Source organism: Streptomyces sp. NPDC059861 (assembly GCF_042731435.1).
GTDB lineage: Bacteria > Actinomycetota > Actinomycetes > Streptomycetales > Streptomycetaceae > Streptomyces.
In genome coordinates, this window is the sequence record NZ_JBHWJQ010000020.1 from 86,572 (window position 1) to 103,066 (window position 16,495).

A 16,495-nucleotide genomic window follows, 5' to 3' on the forward strand; every position below is an offset into this window, starting at 1 on the left:
CCGCGCAACGAACGGCGAGTGACACGTCAGCGTACGCGAGTTCCCGCCGGGGTCGCGTGGCGGACCTCTCATACATTTGGCGTAACAGTGTGGCGTGCGCCACTACTCTCCCCGTCCACCACGCCGGGGCCGTCGGTCCGGTTCCGGCCGCCGTCGATAATCGAGCCCGTGACCGATCTTGAGACACGCGTGGCCCCCCGGAGACTCGCAGGAGCGGCCCCGGCCCTGCTCGGGTACGCGGCCGTCCGCGCCCTGGGCCTGGTGGTGCTGGCCGTCTGGAGTGCCGCGCGCGACAAGAGCGGGTTCACCCTGCTGACCGCCCGCTGGGACTCCCTCTGGTACACCCGGGTCGCGGAGCTGGGGTACGGCTACGAGGTGCGGCTGCCGGACGGCGACATCCACTCCAACCTCGCCTTCTTCCCGCTGCTGCCCTGGCTGGAGCGGCTGCTGCACGCGGTGACACCGCTGTCGTACGCCGGCGCCGGCTTCGTCGTCAGCCTGCTCGCCTCGCTCGCCGCGGCCTGGGGGATCTTCGCGGTCGCCGCCCGTCTGTACGGGCGGCGGGTGGGTGTCTGCGCGGTGCTGCTGTGGGCGGTGCTCCCGGTGGGGATCGTGCAGTCGATGGCGTACAGCGAGTCCCTGTTCACCGCGCTCGCCGCCTGGTCGCTGTACGCGGTCCTGACCGGCCGCTGGCTCACCGCGGGAACCCTGGCTCTGCTGGCGGGTCTGACCCGGCCGGTGGGCCTCGCGGTGGTCGCGGCGGTCTGGGCGGCAGCCATCGCCGCCTTCCTCCGGGAGCGGGCCGGCACTGCTCCATCCGCGCACCACCGGAGCACGGCGCCCGAACCCGGCGCGCTCCCGGACGGACACGCCCCTTCCCCGACCCACCACCTGCCCCAGGTGGGCGCACGGGCCTGGCGACGCGCCCTCGGCATGCTGCTCGCGCCCCTCGGCGCCGCCGCGTACGTCCTGTGGGTCGGCCACCGCACCGGCGCCGGCCCGCTCGGCTATCTCGACGTCCAGGCGGGCTGGCGCAACGGCTTCGACGGCGGATACGCGTTCGCCCGCTTCATCGCCGAAAAGTTCACGTCGTTCCCCTCGGCCCTGGCCGCCCTGGGGCTGATCATCGGGGTGGCCCTGGTGATCTGCCTCTATGTCGTCTGCGTCCGGCAGCGCCAGCCGCTCCCGCTCCTGGTCTACGCGGGGGTCGTCACCGCCCTCGCCCTGTGTGCGTCGAGCTACTTCGGCTCGAAGCCGCGCCTGCTGCTCCCGGCGTTCCCCCTGCTGCTGCCGCTCGCCCTCGCCCTGGCCCGGCTGCGGACCACCGCGTCGGCACTGGTCGTCGGCGGCGTCGCGGTGGCCTCCGCGGTGTACGGAGCGTTCTGGCTGAACGGTTCCGGTCCGCCGTGAGCCGCTTCGGACGGTCGGTGAGCCCAGGGAGAATTCCTTCGGATGTTCGGGTGAACGATTACACAAGCGGCCTAAAACACCCCCACTGGAATGATCAAAGGAAATGAAGGGAAGCGGACCTGCCTATTGCCGGATTCCTTGGAGATAAACCCGTTCCTGAGAGCAATCCCACATCACATCGTCATTACAACCCCGGTGATTCGACGGGGAACTGAGCTCACTCGCTGTAACGTCGATTGGGTGCGTACCGAACCAAAGCTGACCCGGCTCGACCGGATCTTCGCCCGGCTGGACCGTGAACCCGAGCGGCCGGCCCTTGACGTGCCGCGTATGACGCGGCACCGGGTGGTGCTCTTCGGCGCGACTCTCGCCTTCTACCTCACGATCGTCCTGGCCGTGGTGACCTCCTCGTGGCTGGTCCGGTTCGACTGGCAGGCGATGCTCTTCCGGCCGTACCAGCAGTGGCCCGAGATCCACGCGTTCCTCGACTACTGGGTGGTCCTCGGCCAGCGCGGCCCGACCGCCGTGATGGTCGCCGCCTGGCTCGGCTGGCGCTCCTGGCGGCAGCACACCGTGCGGCCGCTGCTGGCCTTCGGTGCGGCGCTGCTGCTGCTGAACGTGACGGTCGGCGCCGTGAAGTACGGCCTGGGCCGCTCGGGCCCGCACTACGCGACCGAGGTCGGCTCCAACGAGATGTGGCACTGGTTCCAAGCCGGCAGTGACATATTTCCCTCGGGTCACACCGCGAACGCCGTCGTGACCTGGGGCATCCTCGCCTACCTGGCCACCTCGCCGCGGGCCCGGCGCTGGCTGTCGGCCCTGTCGGCCGTGCTCTCGCTCAGCGTCGGCCTGACCACCGTCTACCTCGGTACGCACTGGCTGAGCGATGTACTGCTGGGCTGGGCGGCGGGGCTGCTGATCCTGCTGGGGCTGCCGTGGTTCGAGCCGCCGATCGCTCACGCCGAGGCCTGGCTGCTGGAGGTGCGCGACCGCCTGCTCGCGGGTGCGCGCCGGACGGCGCCGCGGCCCACGCCGGTGCCCGCCACGGCGCCGGTCGCGGTCACCCCGCTCGCGGCGGCCGAGGAGGAGGCACCATCGCGCGAGACCGTCTCCCAGCCGACGGCTCGCGCCCCCCGCGCGTCGATCTTCCGGACGCCGAACCCGCACACCACGCGTTCGGAGCGCACGCCGGGTGCCCCGGCGGGCAGCCGCCGCCCCGCGCACCCCGAGCGCGTCACACGCGGCTCGACACCGGCGGCCCGCCCGGTCACGGGCGGCTGACCGGCACGGACGGACGCACGGCGAAGGCCCCGGTTCCCTCTCAGAACCGGGGCCTTCGCCGTGTCCGTGTCCGTGTCCGTGTCCGTGTCCGTCTACGGTCAGCCCTTCCAGGCCCGCGCCACGGTGCCGTCCTTCACCTCGAAGTTCAGCCGGCCCACCCGGTACTCCATGGTGATGATCGCCCCCGGCGGCAGCGAGCGCACCGTCGTCCAGCCGTGCCCACGCGCGCGTGCCTCGGCGTCGGCCTGGGCGAGGCCGACGTAGGTCTCGGGGTCGTCATCGGGTTCGGATGTCGAGAACGGTGCCATACCGCCACGCTAGGCGCTGTGCGGCGGGCGGGGAAGTGCGAGCCGTGCACCGTCCGTCACTGGTCCCCCTCCGGTCACACTTCTGTCACAGGACCACGACATGCGTTTCCGTGTGACTTGATCACACGGACGGGCGGTTCCGTACGCCTTACGCACGTATTCGAACGCAATTCCCGCGTGTCGGCACGGCACTCCGAATTGTCGGCGGAAAGCTCGCGGAGGACTGGCCCTGGGCGGTCCGGCGAGCGCCTTTCCTTTCCGATTCGGGCCCGGTCCGCGAGACGGCGGAACGGCACAGGAAACACATGTATTCCGCACACGATCCCCATACGTCCCCTGTCGCTGCCGCGGCGGCGCGAGCATCATGGCCCAGGCTCGCGGGCACCCGTGGCGCGGGCTCGGCGGGCCCGGGACGTTGTGGAGTGAAGGGGCGAGCACAGGATGCGGACGGAGACCGTACCGGCGACAGGACGACCCGTAGCGGCCCGGCGGCCCGGCCGGGTGATCGTCGACTGGCTGACCACCACCGACCACAAGAAGATCGGGCATCTCTACCTGATCACGTCGTTCGCCTTCTTCCTGATCGCCGGGGCGATGGCGCTGGTGATGCGCGCGGAGCTGGCCCGGCCGGGACTGCAGATCGTGAGCAACAACGAGTTCAACCAGCTGTTCACGCTGCACGGCACGATCATGCTGCTGCTGTTCGCGACGCCGAGCTTCGCGGGCTTCGCCAACGAGTTGATGCCGCTGCAGATCGGCGCGCCCGACGTGGCGTTCCCGCGGCTGAACATGCTCTCCTACTGGCTGTTCCTGTTCGGCGGGCTGATCGTGCTGGGCTCGCTGCTCGTGCCGGACGGACCGGCCGCCTTCGGCTGGTTCGCCTACGCGCCGCTGAACAGCCTGGAACGCTCGCCGGGCGTCGGGCCCGACCTGTGGATCATGGGGCTGGCGCTGTCCGGGTTCGGCACGATCCTCGGCGCGGTCAACTTCATCACGACGATCATCGGGATGCGCGCCCCCGGCATGACCATGTTCCGGATGCCGATCTTCACCTGGAACACGCTGTTCACGTCGATCCTGATCCTGCTGGCGTTCCCGGTGCTCGCGGCGTCGCTGCTGGTGCTGGAGGCGGACCGACGGTTCGGCAGCCAGGTCTTCGACGCGGCGAGCGGCGGGGCGCTGCTGTGGCAGCACCTCTTCTGGTTCTTCGGGCATCCCGAGGTCTACATCATCGCGCTGCCGTTCTTCGGCATCGTCACGGAGATCATCCCGGTCTTCAGCAGGAAGCCGATCTTCGGTTACGGGGCGCTGGTCGGCGCGACGATGGCGATCACCGGTCTCTCGGTGGTGGTGTGGGCGCACCATATGTTCGCGACCGGCGCTGTGTTGCTGCCGTTCTTCTCCTTCGCGAGCTTCCTGATCGCCGTGCCGACCGGTGTGAAGTTCTTCAACTGGACCGGGACCATGCTCAAGGGCTCGCTGTCCTTCGAGACACCGATGCTGTGGTCGGTCGGCTTCCTGGTGACGTTCCTGTTCGGCGGGCTGACCGGGGTGATCCTGGCGTCGCCGCCGATGGACTTCCACGTCACGGACTCGTACTTCGTGGTGGCGCACTTCCACTACGTGGTGTTCGGCACCGTCGTCTTCGCGATCTTCGCGGGCTTCTTCTTCTGGTGGCCAAAGTTCACCGGGAAGATGCTCGACGAACGGCTCGGCAAGATCCAGTTCTGGACGCTGTTCGTCGGCTTCCACACCACGTTCCTGGTGCAGCACTGGCTGGGCGCCGAGGGCATGCCCCGCCGCTACGCGGACTATCTGGCCGCCGACGGCTTCACCGCCCTGAACACCGTCTCGACGATCGGCTCGTTCCTGCTCGGCCTGTCGACGCTGCCGTTCCTCTACAACGTCTGGAAGACCGCCAAGTACGGCACGAAGGTCGGGGTCGACGACCCCTGGGGCTACGGCCGTTCCCTGGAGTGGGCGACCTCGTGCCCGCCCCCGCGGCACAACTTCACGGCGCTGCCGAGGATCCGCTCCGACTCCCCGGCGTTCGACCTGCACCATCCGGAGTACGCCGAGCGTCATGTCCTACAGGAGCCGGGCGTTCCAGAGCCCGGCTCAGGCGGTCCCGGGCGGCCGTGAGGGCCGCCTCGGTCAGCTCCGCCGGTCGCAGTACCTCGAACTCGAAGCCCATGAGCATCACGTGAATGACCATCACGTCCAGGCTCGCCGCCCCGGTGCGCAGGATGCACGCGTCGTCGCCGTCGGGCTCCAGCGTCCCGTCGGACGGCGAGATGCGCTCGGCCGCCTCCGCGAGGGGCACCAGCAGCCGTACGACGGCCTGGGTGGCGTACGCGCGCGTGGAGACGCCCTGGGAGACGTAGGCGGCCAGGTCCTCGGCGGGCGGTGTACGGGGTATGAAGCGCGGGCCGTGCGGCGGCTTCGGCGTGACGCGGTCGACGCGGAACGTCCGCCAGCCCTCGCGGTCGAGGTCCCAGGCGACCAGGTACCAGCGGCGCTCGGTGCAGACCAGGCGATGGGGTTCGACGGTGCGGCGGGTGACGGTGCCGTCGTGCGAGCGGTACGCGAAGCGCAGCCGTTCGGCGTCCCGGCACAGTCCCGCCAGTTCGGTGAGCACGGCCGGGTCGACGACGGCCCGCGGGCCCCTGAGCAGGGGCACGGTGAAGGCGTTGAGCGCGCCCACCCTGCGGCGCAGCCGGTTCGGCAGCACCTGCTCAAGCTTGGCGAGCGCCCGCACGGAGGTCTCGTCGATGCCCTCGACGCCCTGCCCGGCGGCCGTGCGCAGGCCGACGGCGACCGCGACGGCCTCGTCGTCGTCCAGCAGCAGCGGCGGCAGTTCGGCACCCGCGCCCAGCTGGTAGCCCCCGCCCGTGCCCGGGCTGGCGTCGACCGGGTAGCCGAGCTCGCGCAACCGGTCGACGTCCCGGCGCACGGTGCGCGGGGTGACGCCGAGGCGTGCGGCGAGCTCGGCGCCGGACCAGTCACGGTGGGCCTGCAGGAGGGACAGTAGGCGCAGCAGACGGGCGGAGGTTTCCAGCATGGGGCGAGAGTCACGCACCCGGGCGCCGGCTCAGGTCCTCGCCGTAGAGCTCCAGCAGGTAGTCCTCCACCACCGGGGTGAGCGCCTCCACATAGCCGTCCGCCAGGTGACCGAAGTCGCGGTAGACCATGGTGTTACCGACCACGGTCGGGCAGGTGCCGGACGGGGCGCAGATCCAGTCGTAGGGGTCGAGGATCGTCACGTCCTCGGCGGCGGCCGCCTCCCGGATGGCCTGGGTGACCTCGGGCTTGCGGTCGGCCTGCGACCGGTGCCGGGCGCAGTCGCTCAGGGTGTCCGGGTGCGCCACCGCGCAGTCCACCGCGTTGTTCTTCGGCCAGGGAGTGTCCAGCACGGTCAGCACCCGGGTGCCGCCCTCCTGGAGCATCCGGTACGTCTCGGCCTGGCCCTTGCCCCAGACCTCGGCCATGTCGCCCTCGCCGTACAGCTTCGCCGAGTTGGAGCTCGACGTGATGACGAGTTCGGGCTTCATCTCGCGGATCTTCTCGATGGTGACCGCACGCCAGTCGTCACAGGTCGAGTACGGGCCGCCGTTCCACTCGATGGTGATCTGGGAGATCTTGCAGGCGTTCTTGGTGAGCGAGTACAGCTTCCAGTGGTGCTTGCGGGCGATCGCGTCCAGCGCCGGGAACCACTGCGCGACGTGCGAGTCGCCGAAGAGGACCACGGTGCGTTCGGCGTCGGTGTCGCCGTACAGGCAGGGCTGCGTCTGCACCGTCCCGGTCATGGTCAGCGCGCAGTCGTCGGTGTAGACCGCGGACCGCTTGTAGGCCGTGTCCCGCATGCGCGGCGTGAGGTTGGACGGGAGCTTCTCCACCGGCTGCCGCAGCAGTTCGGTCAACGCGGCGCGGGGGTCGGACGCGCCGGCGATGGTCTCCTTGGTGTCCGGCCGGGCCACGCCCTCGCTCAGGGTCGGCGGGAACTGCACGGCGAGCACCGCGGCCGCGGCCGCCGTGGCCGACAGGCCGAGACCCAGCGACAGACCACGGCGGGCCCGGGCCTTGAACGCGCGGTGGAAGCGCATCGGGTTCTCCACCAGGTGGAGGGTGGCCCAGGCCAGGACGATGCCGCCGAGCGCCGCGATCAGCCGCAGCGGTCCGTCGTTCTCGCCGAACCCGACCGGGACGATGATGATGAGCGGCCAGTGCCAGAGGTACCAGGCGTAGGAGATCCCGCCGATCCAGACGGCGGGGCGCAGGGAGAGGACCGCGCCGGCGCCCCAGCGGCCGGCCGCGGCTCCTCCGGCGAGGACGGCGGCGGCGCCGAAGACCGGGATCACGGCGTTGTAGCCGGGGAAGGGGGTGCTCTCGTCGAAGGAGACGGCCGCGTAGGCGATGGCGGCCAGACCGGCCCAGCTGACGACGGCCGCGACGGGGCGCGGGATGTCGTCCAGGCGGTGCGCCGCGAGAGCCAGCAGGGCGCCCACCGCGAGCTCCCAGATCCGCGCCTGCGAACCGAAGTAGGCCCAGGACGGGGAGGTTTCGGTGAGGTGGAGGCTCAGGGCGAAGGAGGCGACGGCCAGCGTGAGCAACGGGATCGCGAGCAGCACCCGGCGCCGGAACAGCTTGAGCCCGACGATCAGCACGATGGGCCAGATCAGATAGAACTGCTCCTCCACCGCCAGCGACCAGAAGTGCTGGAACGGAGAGGGCGGCACGTCCGTGTTGAAGTAGTCCGTCCCCACCTCGGCCAGCCGGAAGTTGACGACGTACCAGGCGGAGGCGATGGCGTCCTTGGCGTAGTCCGCGAAGCGCAGCGGCCCCAGGAAGAGCCAGGAACCGGCGAGCGTCGCCAGCACCACAAGGGTGGAGGCGGGCAGCAGGCGCAGCGCGCGGCGGGCGTAGAAACGGCCCAGGGATATCCGGCCGTCGCGGCCCCACTCGCGGAGCATCAGCGAGGTGATCAGGAATCCGGAGATCACGAAGAAGACGTCCACGCCGACGAATCCGCCGGCCACCGAGGACACCCCTGAGTGACCGAGCACCACGAGCGTGACGGCCACGGCGCGCAGGCCCTGGATGTCGAGCCTGAGTCCCGCACCGCCCGCCGCAGGAGCCGGCGGCTTCCCGTGGTCCCCGGGAGCACCGTCCCGTGGTCTCGGAAGGGACGGAACGTCATCGGAACTGGGCCGCGGGGGATGCACGAGGCGGCGGACGGGCACCGTGGAAATCTCCTTGCTCGTGGGGCGTCACCCGGCCGGCGCTGGTTGTCGCCCCGGAGCCGGACGATCGAACTTACCCTCGACCGGGTCCGCGAGTCATGACGTTGCCATCACATCAGCATAACGAGCAGGTGAACCGGGTTTGAATCGAAACCAACGGCATTGGACACCTTAGGCCTTGCGGACCAGTCGAGGCACGTCCGCGGTTCGCCGCACGGCGACCAGGGTTCCGAGAACCGGTCCCGCTCAGCGAACGGCGAGCGGCGGGCCGAACACCGCGAGGGCGTCCTGCGTACGGGCCGCGCTGCCCGGGATGATCAATGTGATGCCGGCCTCGATCCGCCCGGGACTTGGCCCGATGGTCTGCTTGTTGGCGTCGTAGAGGGCTTTCCAGCCGCCCCCGATGCGGTACTCGGCGGCGATCGAGGACAGCGTGTCCCCGCGCTTGACGGTGTACCAGCGGCCCTTGAGGCCGTAGCGCTGCGCGCAGACCGGCCAGGCCTGCCATCCCTGCTCGGCGACCACTTCCCGCGCGACGGCGATCTGCTCCGCCCGGGTGGCGAGGTCCGCGCGCGGGGCGTACTTCAGGCCACCGAAAGCCTTCCAGGTGGGCTGGGAGAACTGCAGGCCCCCGTAGTAGCCGTTCCCGGTGTTGAGGTTCCAGCGTCCGCCGCTCTCGCACTTGGCGACGCAGCCCCAGGGCCACTGGTCGTCGGCGCACGCGAGGGACGAGCGCAGGGTGGTCGGCCCGGTCGCCGGCGACGCCGGGGGTGCCGCCTGGGCGGCGACGGGGGCGAGGACGGTGAGCAGGGCAGCGGCGAGGCCGAGCGTGAGTGATTTTCTGTTCATCGGATCACGCTAGGCAGCGTGCCGCGCGGGCCGGCCGAGCCGCGCCCGGTACGCGCCAGGGCCCCACCCGGTCGGCGGACCGGGCGGAGCCCCGTGCTGCGTTCACGGGCGTCGCCCCGTGCCGCGGTCAGGCGGACGCGGCTCAGAGGACGAGGCGCTGCCCGGGCACGATCACGTCGGGATCACCGCCGATGACGTGCTTGTTGGCGGCGAAGAGCCGCTGCCAGGTGGTGCCGTTGCGGGCCGCGATGGCGCTCAGCGTGTCGCCCTGGCGGACGGTGTGGTCACCGCGGGACGCGTCCCGGTCGGCGTGCCCCGACTCGCGCGCCGGCTCCTGCGCGGGCTGCGCCGACCGGGACGGAGGGGACTGCGGCGGGGCCGAGTTCCCGGCGGACGCCTCAGGTGCGGCCGGCGCTCCGCCGTACGCCCCGGCGCGCGTCGAGCAGGTCGGCCAGGCGCCCCAGCCCTGGGCGCCCTGGACCTTGGTGGCCACGGCGATCTGCTGTTCCCTGGACGCCTGGTCGGCGGTCGCGGCGTACGCGGTGCCGCCGTAGGCGCGCCAGGTGTCGGCGGAGAACTGGAGGCCGCCGTAGTAGCCGTTGCCGGTGTTGATGTGCCAGTTGCCGCCGCTCTCGCACTGGGCGATGCGGTCCCACACTCCGCCGTCCGCCGCCGTGGCGGTGCCGCTCGCGGCCAGCAGCCCGAGCGGGGCCAGCAGGGCCGCCCCGGCGAGAACCGCCGTCGTACGCGCCTTACGAACGTTCTCGCGGGTGGTATCGGCACATTCGGACATGTAATTCCCTCTCCACGTACCCGGGGTCCCCCAGGCCGGGCGCGCCTCCCACGCGAGGACGTGGTGGTCGCGCCGGCCCCGTCCGCCGGAGGTGGTGCTGTGGACCGGCCTGCTGCGGCCGGCCCGGGCCGGTGGACGTACCCGAGCGGTGCTCGATGCACACGGCGCAGGAATGTACGGAGCATGCCGAGCCGGGTTCAACCAACTGCCTGTCGCTCCAGGCCAGTTCACGGTTACCCGAGGTAGCGGATACTTTCGGCCACCCATTTCATTCGCCGATTTCAGGATTTGTCGACCACGCCTGCCTTCATGCTGTGACCCACCTCACCGACTCAAGTCCCTTACGGTGACGACCACTTGACGCAGTGTGTTCGATTTCATGCCGGTCGTGACCGTGTGCGGTGGATGGTTCGATTCCGTTCGCCCAGCAGCGTGACTACCGCCACAGCTCGGCCGTTGTCTTCTTCATGAGCCGGGGACGCACCCCGGCCCACAGGCCGGGAGCCACCCGGCCTCGCCACGCACCGCATCCCGAGGGAGCCACCCGTGCCGCGCATGCTCGACGTCAGCGACGAGGTACGCGCCGAGATCGGCGACGAAGAAGCCGACCGGCTGCTCGCCGGAGACAACGCCCCGGGCAGTTACGACTGCACGTCCTGCCGCACCCCGGGCGACTCCGAGCACGAGCGCACCAGCACCGTCTTGTTCATCGGCGACGAGACCGCCGTGCTCGCCTTCGCCCACGCCGGCTGCCTGCCCTCGCAGGTCGTCCAGGTCACCGAGGAGCAGCTGCAGGGCGCCGTGAGGTCCATCAGCGGCGACTCCGCCGACCTGGAGCCCGCGAAGGTCGAGCAGGCGGTGCTCGGCGTGACCAGCGGCCTCGTCCTGATCGCCGGTGAGTTGCACCCGGCCCTGGTCGTCGAGCCCACCGGCCCCATCGTGCGCCCCGGCTCCATCGCCGCCGGGGACGACTTCCTGCCGCTGCTGATCGAGCAGGGCTTCATGCCGGTGACCGAGCTGAACTCCGTACCGCCGGTGCTGCACGGCTGGTCCGTGCTGCTCGCCATGGGGCAGCTGCACGCGGTGCTCCAGCCCGGGATGAACGGCGGGCAGCCGGTGGCGTGGTGGCAGGCGCACCAGCCGCTGCAGGTCACCGAGGGCTGGCGAGCGGCCGCGAACAAGCACCAGCAGGTGCTGATGTTCGCCGCGCCGGTCGGCTCCATCGGACGGCAGCCCCGCGAGGACCTCCTGCGGGACGCGCTGGACAAGGCCGCGGCGGGCGGCAAGCTGGTCGCGAGCGTGCTGCCGCTCGCGGGGACCTGACACCCGGCGTCGTCCGGGTGGTGAGGAGCGTCGGCGGGTGCGGGTCGTCCGTGGCCGGGCGCGCCGTTCGCCGCGCCCCGTGAGGCGGTGCCGCGACCGCATCCCTTCCCGCTCGGGGTCGTTTGGACATACGTGCACGCATACGACGTTCCCCGCCGCCAGTCCTTGCAGCCGATCCCGTCCGCTCGGTCCGGCCAGGATCATTCCTGCGGGCCATCGGCCACGCCGATCTACGACGCGCTCTACGCCGAGTACGTCAAGTCCTTCCGTGCGCTGCCGGGAGACCGGCGCGGCGAGGAGAACCTGGGGTTCACCGCGTTCGGGATCCTCCCGCAGGGCCCGGACGCGCACAGCGGCTCGTACGGCGCCTACAGCGCGGGCGCGCAGACCACCCGGCACAGCGGTGGGCAGCAGCCGACCTGGCAGCGGGTCGGCACGCTCGGGCAGCAGCACTCCACCGGGATGCATCACATCCCCGCGCTGCCACCCGGCCCCCGCCGGGGAATCTGAGAGGGGGGGGCCCCCCGGGGGGGCCCCCCCGGCGGGTGGTAGTTGATATTATCGCCGCGCGAAGCTGCGCCCCCCACCCAGGAGGGGATCGGGGGGGCCGCTGGGGCCGCACCACCCCCCGGGTTTCAACCACCCCCCCGCGCGGCCCCCCGCCCCCCGCGGGGTATTGTGGGGGGGCGCCCCCCGCGGGGGCCCCCCCTCCTGCTGTTCCTACTTCTTCTTCGCGCCGCGCTTCTCGCGCACCCGCACCGAGATGTGGATCGGCGTGCCCTCGAAGCTGAACTCCTCACGCAGCCGGCGCTCGATGAAGCGCCGGTAGCCCGCCTCGATGAAACCGGAGGCGAAGAGGACGAACCGCGGGGGCTTCGTGCCGGCCTGGGTACCGAACAGGATGCGCGGCTGCTTGCCGCCCCGGACCGGGTGCGGATGGGCGGAGACCAGCTCGCCGAGGAAGGCGTTCAGCCGACCCGTCGGGACGCGCGTCTCCCAGCCCGCCAGGGCCGTCTCGATCGCCGGGACCAGCTTCTCCATGTGCCGGCCGGTGTGCGCCGAGACATTGACACGAGGCGCCCAGGCGACCTGGCCCATCTCGGTCTCGATCTCCCGCTCCAGGTAGTAGCGGCGCTCCTCGTCCAGGGTGTCCCACTTGTTGTACGCGATGACGATCGCGCGCCCCGCCTCCACGGCCATCGTGACGATCCGCTGGTCCTGCACCGAGATGGAGTCGGCGCCGTCGATGAGCACAACGGCCACCTCGGCCTTCTCCACGGCGGCGGCGGTGCGCAGCGAGGCGTAGTAGTCGGCGCCCTGCTGAAGGTGGACACGCTTGCGGATGCCCGCCGTGTCGACGAACTTCCAGGTCTTGCCGCCGAGTTCGATCAGCTCGTCGACCGGGTCACGGGTGGTGCCGGCGAGTTCGTCGACGACGACGCGCTCCTCGCCCGCCACCTTGTTCAGCAGCGAGGACTTGCCGACGTTCGGACGGCCGATCAGGGCGACGCGGCGCGGGCCGCCGACTCCGGCCCCGCCGAAGCTCTGGCGCGGTGCCTCCGGCAGCGCCTCCAGGACCGCGTCCAGCATGTCGCCGGTGCCGCGGCCGTGCAGCGCCGACACGGGGTGCGGCTCGCCGAGGCCGAGGGACCACAGGTACGACGCGTCGGCCTCGCCGCTCGGGCCGTCCACCTTGTTGGCGCACAGGACGACGGGCTTGCCGGCCTTGCGCAGCAGTCGTACGACCGCCTCGTCGGTGTCGGTGGCGCCCACCTTGGCGTCGACCACGAAGACGACCGCGTCGGCCGCCTCGATGGCGAACTCGGCCTGCGCGGCCACGGAGGCGTCGATACCGAAGACGTCCTGCTCCCAGCCGCCGGTGTCGACGACCTTGAAGCGGCGGCCCGCCCACTCGGCCTCGTAGGTGACACGGTCACGGGTGACGCCCGGCTTGTCCTCGACGACTGCCTCGCGGCGGCCGATGATGCGGTTCACCAGGGTCGACTTGCCGACGTTCGGGCGGCCCACGACGGCGAGGACGGGCAGCGGTCCGTGCCCGGCCGCCTCGATGGCGCCCTCGACCTCCTCCAGGTCGAAGCCCTCTTCGGCGGCGAGCTCCATGAACTCCGCGTACTCGGCGTCGCCGAGCGCCCCGTGATCGTGCTCGAACGCGTCCGAGCCGTCGGGCTGGATCTGGTCGTTCATGAAGTCCGTACCTCGTCGTTCATCGTGGTGATCGGTGGAGCACCCGGTTCAGGGTGATCCACTACTCAGTGTCGCCCAGCGCCCGGCCGGGCGCCTGACGTTTTCCGGCCCGTCCCCGGGCCTCAGGACCGGCTCCCGGGGACGGACAGCCGGCCGGTGAGCCGTCTGGCCAGCTCCAGGTGCTCGGTGAGCTGCTTCTGGATGCGCTCGGTCGCCTCGTCCAGCGCCGTGCGCGTACGCCGTCCGCTCCCGTCGCCCGCCTCGAACGGTTCGCCGAAGACGACGTCGATCCGCTGCCGCAGCGGAGGCAGTGCCTTGACCAGCCGTCCCCGCCGCTGCGAGCTGCCCAGTACGGCGACCGGGACGACGGGGGCGCCGCTGCGCACGGCGAAGTAGGCGAGCCCGGCACGCAGCGAGGCGAAGTCGCCCTCGCCCCGGGTGCCCTCCGGGAATATCCCCAGCACCCCGCCGGCCGACAGCACGTCCAGCGCCCGGCTGATCGCCGTGCGGTCGGCGCTCTGCCGGTCCACCTTGACCTGGCCGATCCTGGTCAGGAACGGGTCGAGCGGGCCGACGAACGCCTCTTTCTTGATCAGGAAGTGCACCGGCCGGGGCGCGACGCCCATCACCATCGGGCCGTCGACGTTGTGGGAGTGGTTGACGGCGAGGATCACCGGGCCGCTGGCCGGCACCTTCCAGGCACCGAGCACCCGGGGCCGCCACAGCGCGTGCATCAGCGGGAGGCCGATGCGCCGGCCGACCTCCGCGCCCCGCAGGGACGGTGCCTCGGTCACTTCGCCGCCCGCTTCTCCTCGACGAGGCCCACGACGCGCTCGATGACCTGCTGCAGCGTGAGGTCGGTGGTGTCCACCTCGACCGCGTCGCCGGCCTTGGCGAGCGGCGAGGTCTTCCGGCTGGAGTCGGCGGCGTCCCGCTTGATCAGCGCCTCGCGGGTGGCGTGCACGTCCGCGTTCTTCAGCTCGCCGCTGCGCCGGGCGGCGCGGGCCTCCGCGGAGGCGGTGAGGAAGATCTTCAGGTCGGCGTCCGGCAGCACCGTCGTACCGATGTCGCGGCCCTCGACGACGATGCCCTGCTCCGCGTCGGTCGCGATCGTGCGTTGCAGCTCGGTGATCCGGGCGCGCACCTCGGGCACCGCGCTGACCGCGCTGACCTCGGAGGTGACCTCCTGGGTGCGGATCGGGCCGGCGACGTCCACTCCGTCGACCGTGATCGTCGGGTTGGCCGGGTCGGTGCCCGAGACGATGTCCGGCTTGCCGGCCACGGCGGCGATCTCCGACGGGTCGGCGACGTCGATGCCGTTGGTCACCATCCACCAGGTGATCGCCCGGTACTGGGCACCGGTGTCCAGGTAGCTCAGGCCGAGCCGCGCGGCCACCGCCTTCGACGTGCTGGACTTGCCCGTGCCGGAGGGGCCGTCGATGGCGACAATCACTGCCGGGACGCTTTCCACTGTGGGGACCTTCCTGGGCCGGGGTGGCGATCTGGGGGCGAGACGGTGCCCCGCACAAGGTTACTGGGTGCGGGTCACTCGTCCGGCCCACCTGCCCGGCGACGGGCGGGCGCCCTACTGGCGGATCGCCCAGCCCCGCTCCCGCAGCGCGGCCGTCAGCACGGGCACCGCCCTCGGCTCCACCATCAGCTGCACGAGACCGGCCTGCTGTCCCGTGGCGTGCTCGATCCGGACGTCCTCGATGTTGACCCCGGCCTGCCCCGCGTCCGCGAAGATACGGGCCAGCTGGCCCGGCTGGTCGTCGATGAGCACCGCGACGACCTCGTACACGCGCGGCGCGGACCCGTGCTTGCCGGGAACGCGGACCTGCCCGGCGTTGCCCCGCCGCAGCACGTCCTGGATGCCGTCGGTCCCTTCGCGCCGCTTGGCCTCGTCGGAGGACTGCAGGGCGCGCAGCGCCCGGACGGTCTCGTCGATGTCGGCGGCGACGTCGCCGAGCAGGTCGGCGACCGGGCCGGGGTTCGCGGAGAGGATGTCGATCCACATGCGCGGGTCGGAGGCGGCGATCCTGGTCACGTCCCGGATGCCCTGGCCGCACAGCCGCACGGCCGCCTCCTCGGCGTTCTCCAGACGGGCGGCGACCATGCTGGAGACCAGGTGGGGCATGTGCGAGACCAGCGCGACGGCCCGGTCGTGGGCGTCGGCGTCCATGACGACCGGCACGGCGCGGCAGTGCGAGACCAGCTCCAGGGCGAGGTTCAGCACCTCGGTGTCGGTGTCCCTCGTGGGGGTGAGCACCCAGGGGCGGCCCTCGAAGAGGTCACCGGTCGCGGCCAGCGGGCCGGACTTCTCCCGGCCGGACATGGGGTGCGTGCCGAGGTACCGGGTCAGGTCCAGCCCGAGTGCCTCCAGCTCACGGCGCGGGCCGCCCTTGACGCTGGCCACGTCGAGGTAGCCGTGCGCGAGGCCGCGCCGCATGGCGTCGGCCAGCACCGTGGCGACGTGCGCGGGCGGGGCGGCGACGATCGCGAGGTCGACGGGCCCCTGGGGCGCCTCCTCCGTGCCGGCGCCGAGCGCGGCCGCCGTGCGGGCCTGCTCGGGGTCGTGGTCGGCGAGGTGGACGACCACGCCGCGCTGGGCGAGGGCCAGGGCGGCGGAGGTGCCGATCAGCCCGGTGCCGATGACGAGTGCGGTTCTCACTGGGCGATGTCCTTGCGCAGGGCGGCGGCGGCGCCGAGGTAGACGTGCTGCACGGCGTTGCGCGGCCTGTCGGACTCGATGTGCGCCAGCACCCGGACGACGCGGGGCATCGCGCCCTCGATGTCGAGTTCCTGGGCGCAGATCAGCGGCACGTCGAGGATGCCGAGCTTGCGGGCCGCGGCGGCCGGGAAGTCGCTGTGCAGATCGGGCGTGGCCGTGAACCAGATGCTGATCAGGTCGTCGGCGGTCAGCCCGTTCCGCTCCAGGACGGCGGTGAGCAGGGCACCGACCTGCTCGTCCATGTGGCCGGCCTCGTCCCGTTCGAGTTGGACGGCGCCCCGGACCGCTCGTACCGCCACGGCTGCTCCTTGCTGGTGTGTGACATCGGCTCTCCGTCCGTCAAGCCTAGTCAGCC

Annotated in this window: 14 protein-coding genes and 1 pseudogene; 5 read left to right on the top strand and 10 right to left on the bottom strand. The window is 71.5% G+C overall.

Annotated features, from left to right (window positions below; all coding sequences use genetic code 11):
• The first annotated feature begins 168 nt into the window (after nucleotides 1–168).
• Entirely contained in the window at nucleotides 169–1,410 is a 1,242-nt protein-coding gene (locus ACFV6X_RS19335) for a mannosyltransferase family protein (protein WP_385385018.1), read from the top strand.
• Between the two features lie 240 nt (nucleotides 1,411–1,650).
• Nucleotides 1,651–2,691 carry a phosphatase PAP2 family protein gene (locus tag ACFV6X_RS19340; protein ID WP_385385021.1) on the top strand — a complete coding sequence of 347 codons (1,041 nt, stop codon included), beginning with the start codon at nucleotides 1,651–1,653 and terminating at the stop codon, nucleotides 2,689–2,691.
• A 98-nt stretch (nucleotides 2,692–2,789) separates the two neighbouring features.
• On the opposite strand, the gene ACFV6X_RS19345 is transcribed toward ACFV6X_RS19340, so the two are convergent.
• Nucleotides 2,790–2,999 carry an I78 family peptidase inhibitor gene (locus ACFV6X_RS19345; RefSeq protein WP_365448235.1) on the bottom strand — a complete coding sequence of 70 codons (210 nt, stop codon included), beginning with the start codon at nucleotides 2,997–2,999 and terminating at the stop codon, nucleotides 2,790–2,792.
• Between the two features lie 441 nt (nucleotides 3,000–3,440).
• On the opposite strand from ACFV6X_RS19345, the pseudogene ctaD reads away from it, so the two are divergent.
• Nucleotides 3,441–5,123, top strand: a pseudogene (gene ctaD / locus ACFV6X_RS19350) (cytochrome c oxidase subunit I); the annotation flags it as partial.
• Here the strand turns inward: ctaD and ACFV6X_RS19355 are convergent.
• The 4 genes from ACFV6X_RS19355 to ACFV6X_RS19370 form a co-directional block, all read right to left on the bottom strand.
• The gene (locus ACFV6X_RS19355) at nucleotides 5,011–6,060 is read right to left on the bottom strand and encodes a helix-turn-helix transcriptional regulator (RefSeq protein WP_385385024.1); all 1,050 of its coding nucleotides are present in this window, start codon (nucleotides 6,058–6,060) and stop codon (nucleotides 5,011–5,013) included. The pseudogene ctaD and the gene ACFV6X_RS19355 sit on opposite strands and share 113 nt — an antisense overlap.
• Nucleotides 6,061–6,070: 10 nt before the next feature.
• Complete coding sequence (locus tag ACFV6X_RS19360; protein ID WP_385385027.1) at nucleotides 6,071–8,239, bottom strand: acyltransferase family protein; 2,169 nt, start codon at nucleotides 8,237–8,239, stop codon at nucleotides 6,071–6,073.
• Between the two features lie 246 nt (nucleotides 8,240–8,485).
• Nucleotides 8,486–9,088, bottom strand: coding sequence for a transglycosylase family protein (locus ACFV6X_RS19365; protein ID WP_385385030.1), 603 nt, complete (start codon nucleotides 9,086–9,088; stop codon nucleotides 8,486–8,488).
• Between the two features lie 142 nt (nucleotides 9,089–9,230).
• Complete coding sequence (locus tag ACFV6X_RS19370) at nucleotides 9,231–9,881, bottom strand: transglycosylase family protein (protein ID WP_385385032.1); 651 nt, start codon at nucleotides 9,879–9,881, stop codon at nucleotides 9,231–9,233.
• Between the two features lie 546 nt (nucleotides 9,882–10,427).
• Between ACFV6X_RS19370 and ACFV6X_RS19375 the strand changes: the two genes are divergently transcribed.
• Together ACFV6X_RS19375 and ACFV6X_RS19380 are read left to right on the top strand one after the other, a co-directional pair.
• A complete protein-coding gene (locus tag ACFV6X_RS19375) occupies nucleotides 10,428–11,204 on the top strand; it encodes a hypothetical protein (RefSeq protein ID WP_385385035.1) in 777 nt (258 codons plus the stop codon).
• A gap of 132 nt (nucleotides 11,205–11,336) precedes the next feature.
• The gene (locus ACFV6X_RS19380) at nucleotides 11,337–11,714 is read left to right on the top strand and encodes a hypothetical protein (protein ID WP_385385038.1); all 378 of its coding nucleotides are present in this window, start codon (nucleotides 11,337–11,339) and stop codon (nucleotides 11,712–11,714) included.
• 210 nt (nucleotides 11,715–11,924) lie between these two features.
• Here ACFV6X_RS19380 and der read toward each other — a convergent pair whose 3' ends face one another.
• From der to aroH, 5 genes are all read right to left on the bottom strand, one after another.
• Nucleotides 11,925–13,409 carry a ribosome biogenesis GTPase Der gene (gene der, locus ACFV6X_RS19385; protein ID WP_385385041.1) on the bottom strand — a complete coding sequence of 495 codons (1,485 nt, stop codon included), beginning with the start codon at nucleotides 13,407–13,409 and terminating at the stop codon, nucleotides 11,925–11,927.
• A 122-nt stretch (nucleotides 13,410–13,531) separates the two neighbouring features.
• Complete coding sequence (locus ACFV6X_RS19390; protein WP_385385043.1) at nucleotides 13,532–14,203, bottom strand: lysophospholipid acyltransferase family protein; 672 nt, start codon at nucleotides 14,201–14,203, stop codon at nucleotides 13,532–13,534.
• The gene (gene cmk, locus ACFV6X_RS19395; RefSeq protein ID WP_385385046.1) at nucleotides 14,200–14,880 is read right to left on the bottom strand and encodes a (d)CMP kinase; all 681 of its coding nucleotides are present in this window, start codon (nucleotides 14,878–14,880) and stop codon (nucleotides 14,200–14,202) included. The genes ACFV6X_RS19390 and cmk overlap by 4 nt, the downstream gene beginning before the upstream one ends.
• Before the next feature lie 114 nt (nucleotides 14,881–14,994).
• A complete protein-coding gene (locus tag ACFV6X_RS19400) occupies nucleotides 14,995–16,080 on the bottom strand; it encodes a prephenate dehydrogenase (protein ID WP_385385049.1) in 1,086 nt (361 codons plus the stop codon).
• A complete protein-coding gene (aroH, locus tag ACFV6X_RS19405; RefSeq protein ID WP_365457874.1) occupies nucleotides 16,077–16,439 on the bottom strand; it encodes a chorismate mutase in 363 nt (120 codons plus the stop codon). Before aroH ends, ACFV6X_RS19400 begins: the two co-directional genes overlap by 4 nt.
• Nucleotides 16,440–16,495: the final 56 nt, after the last annotated feature.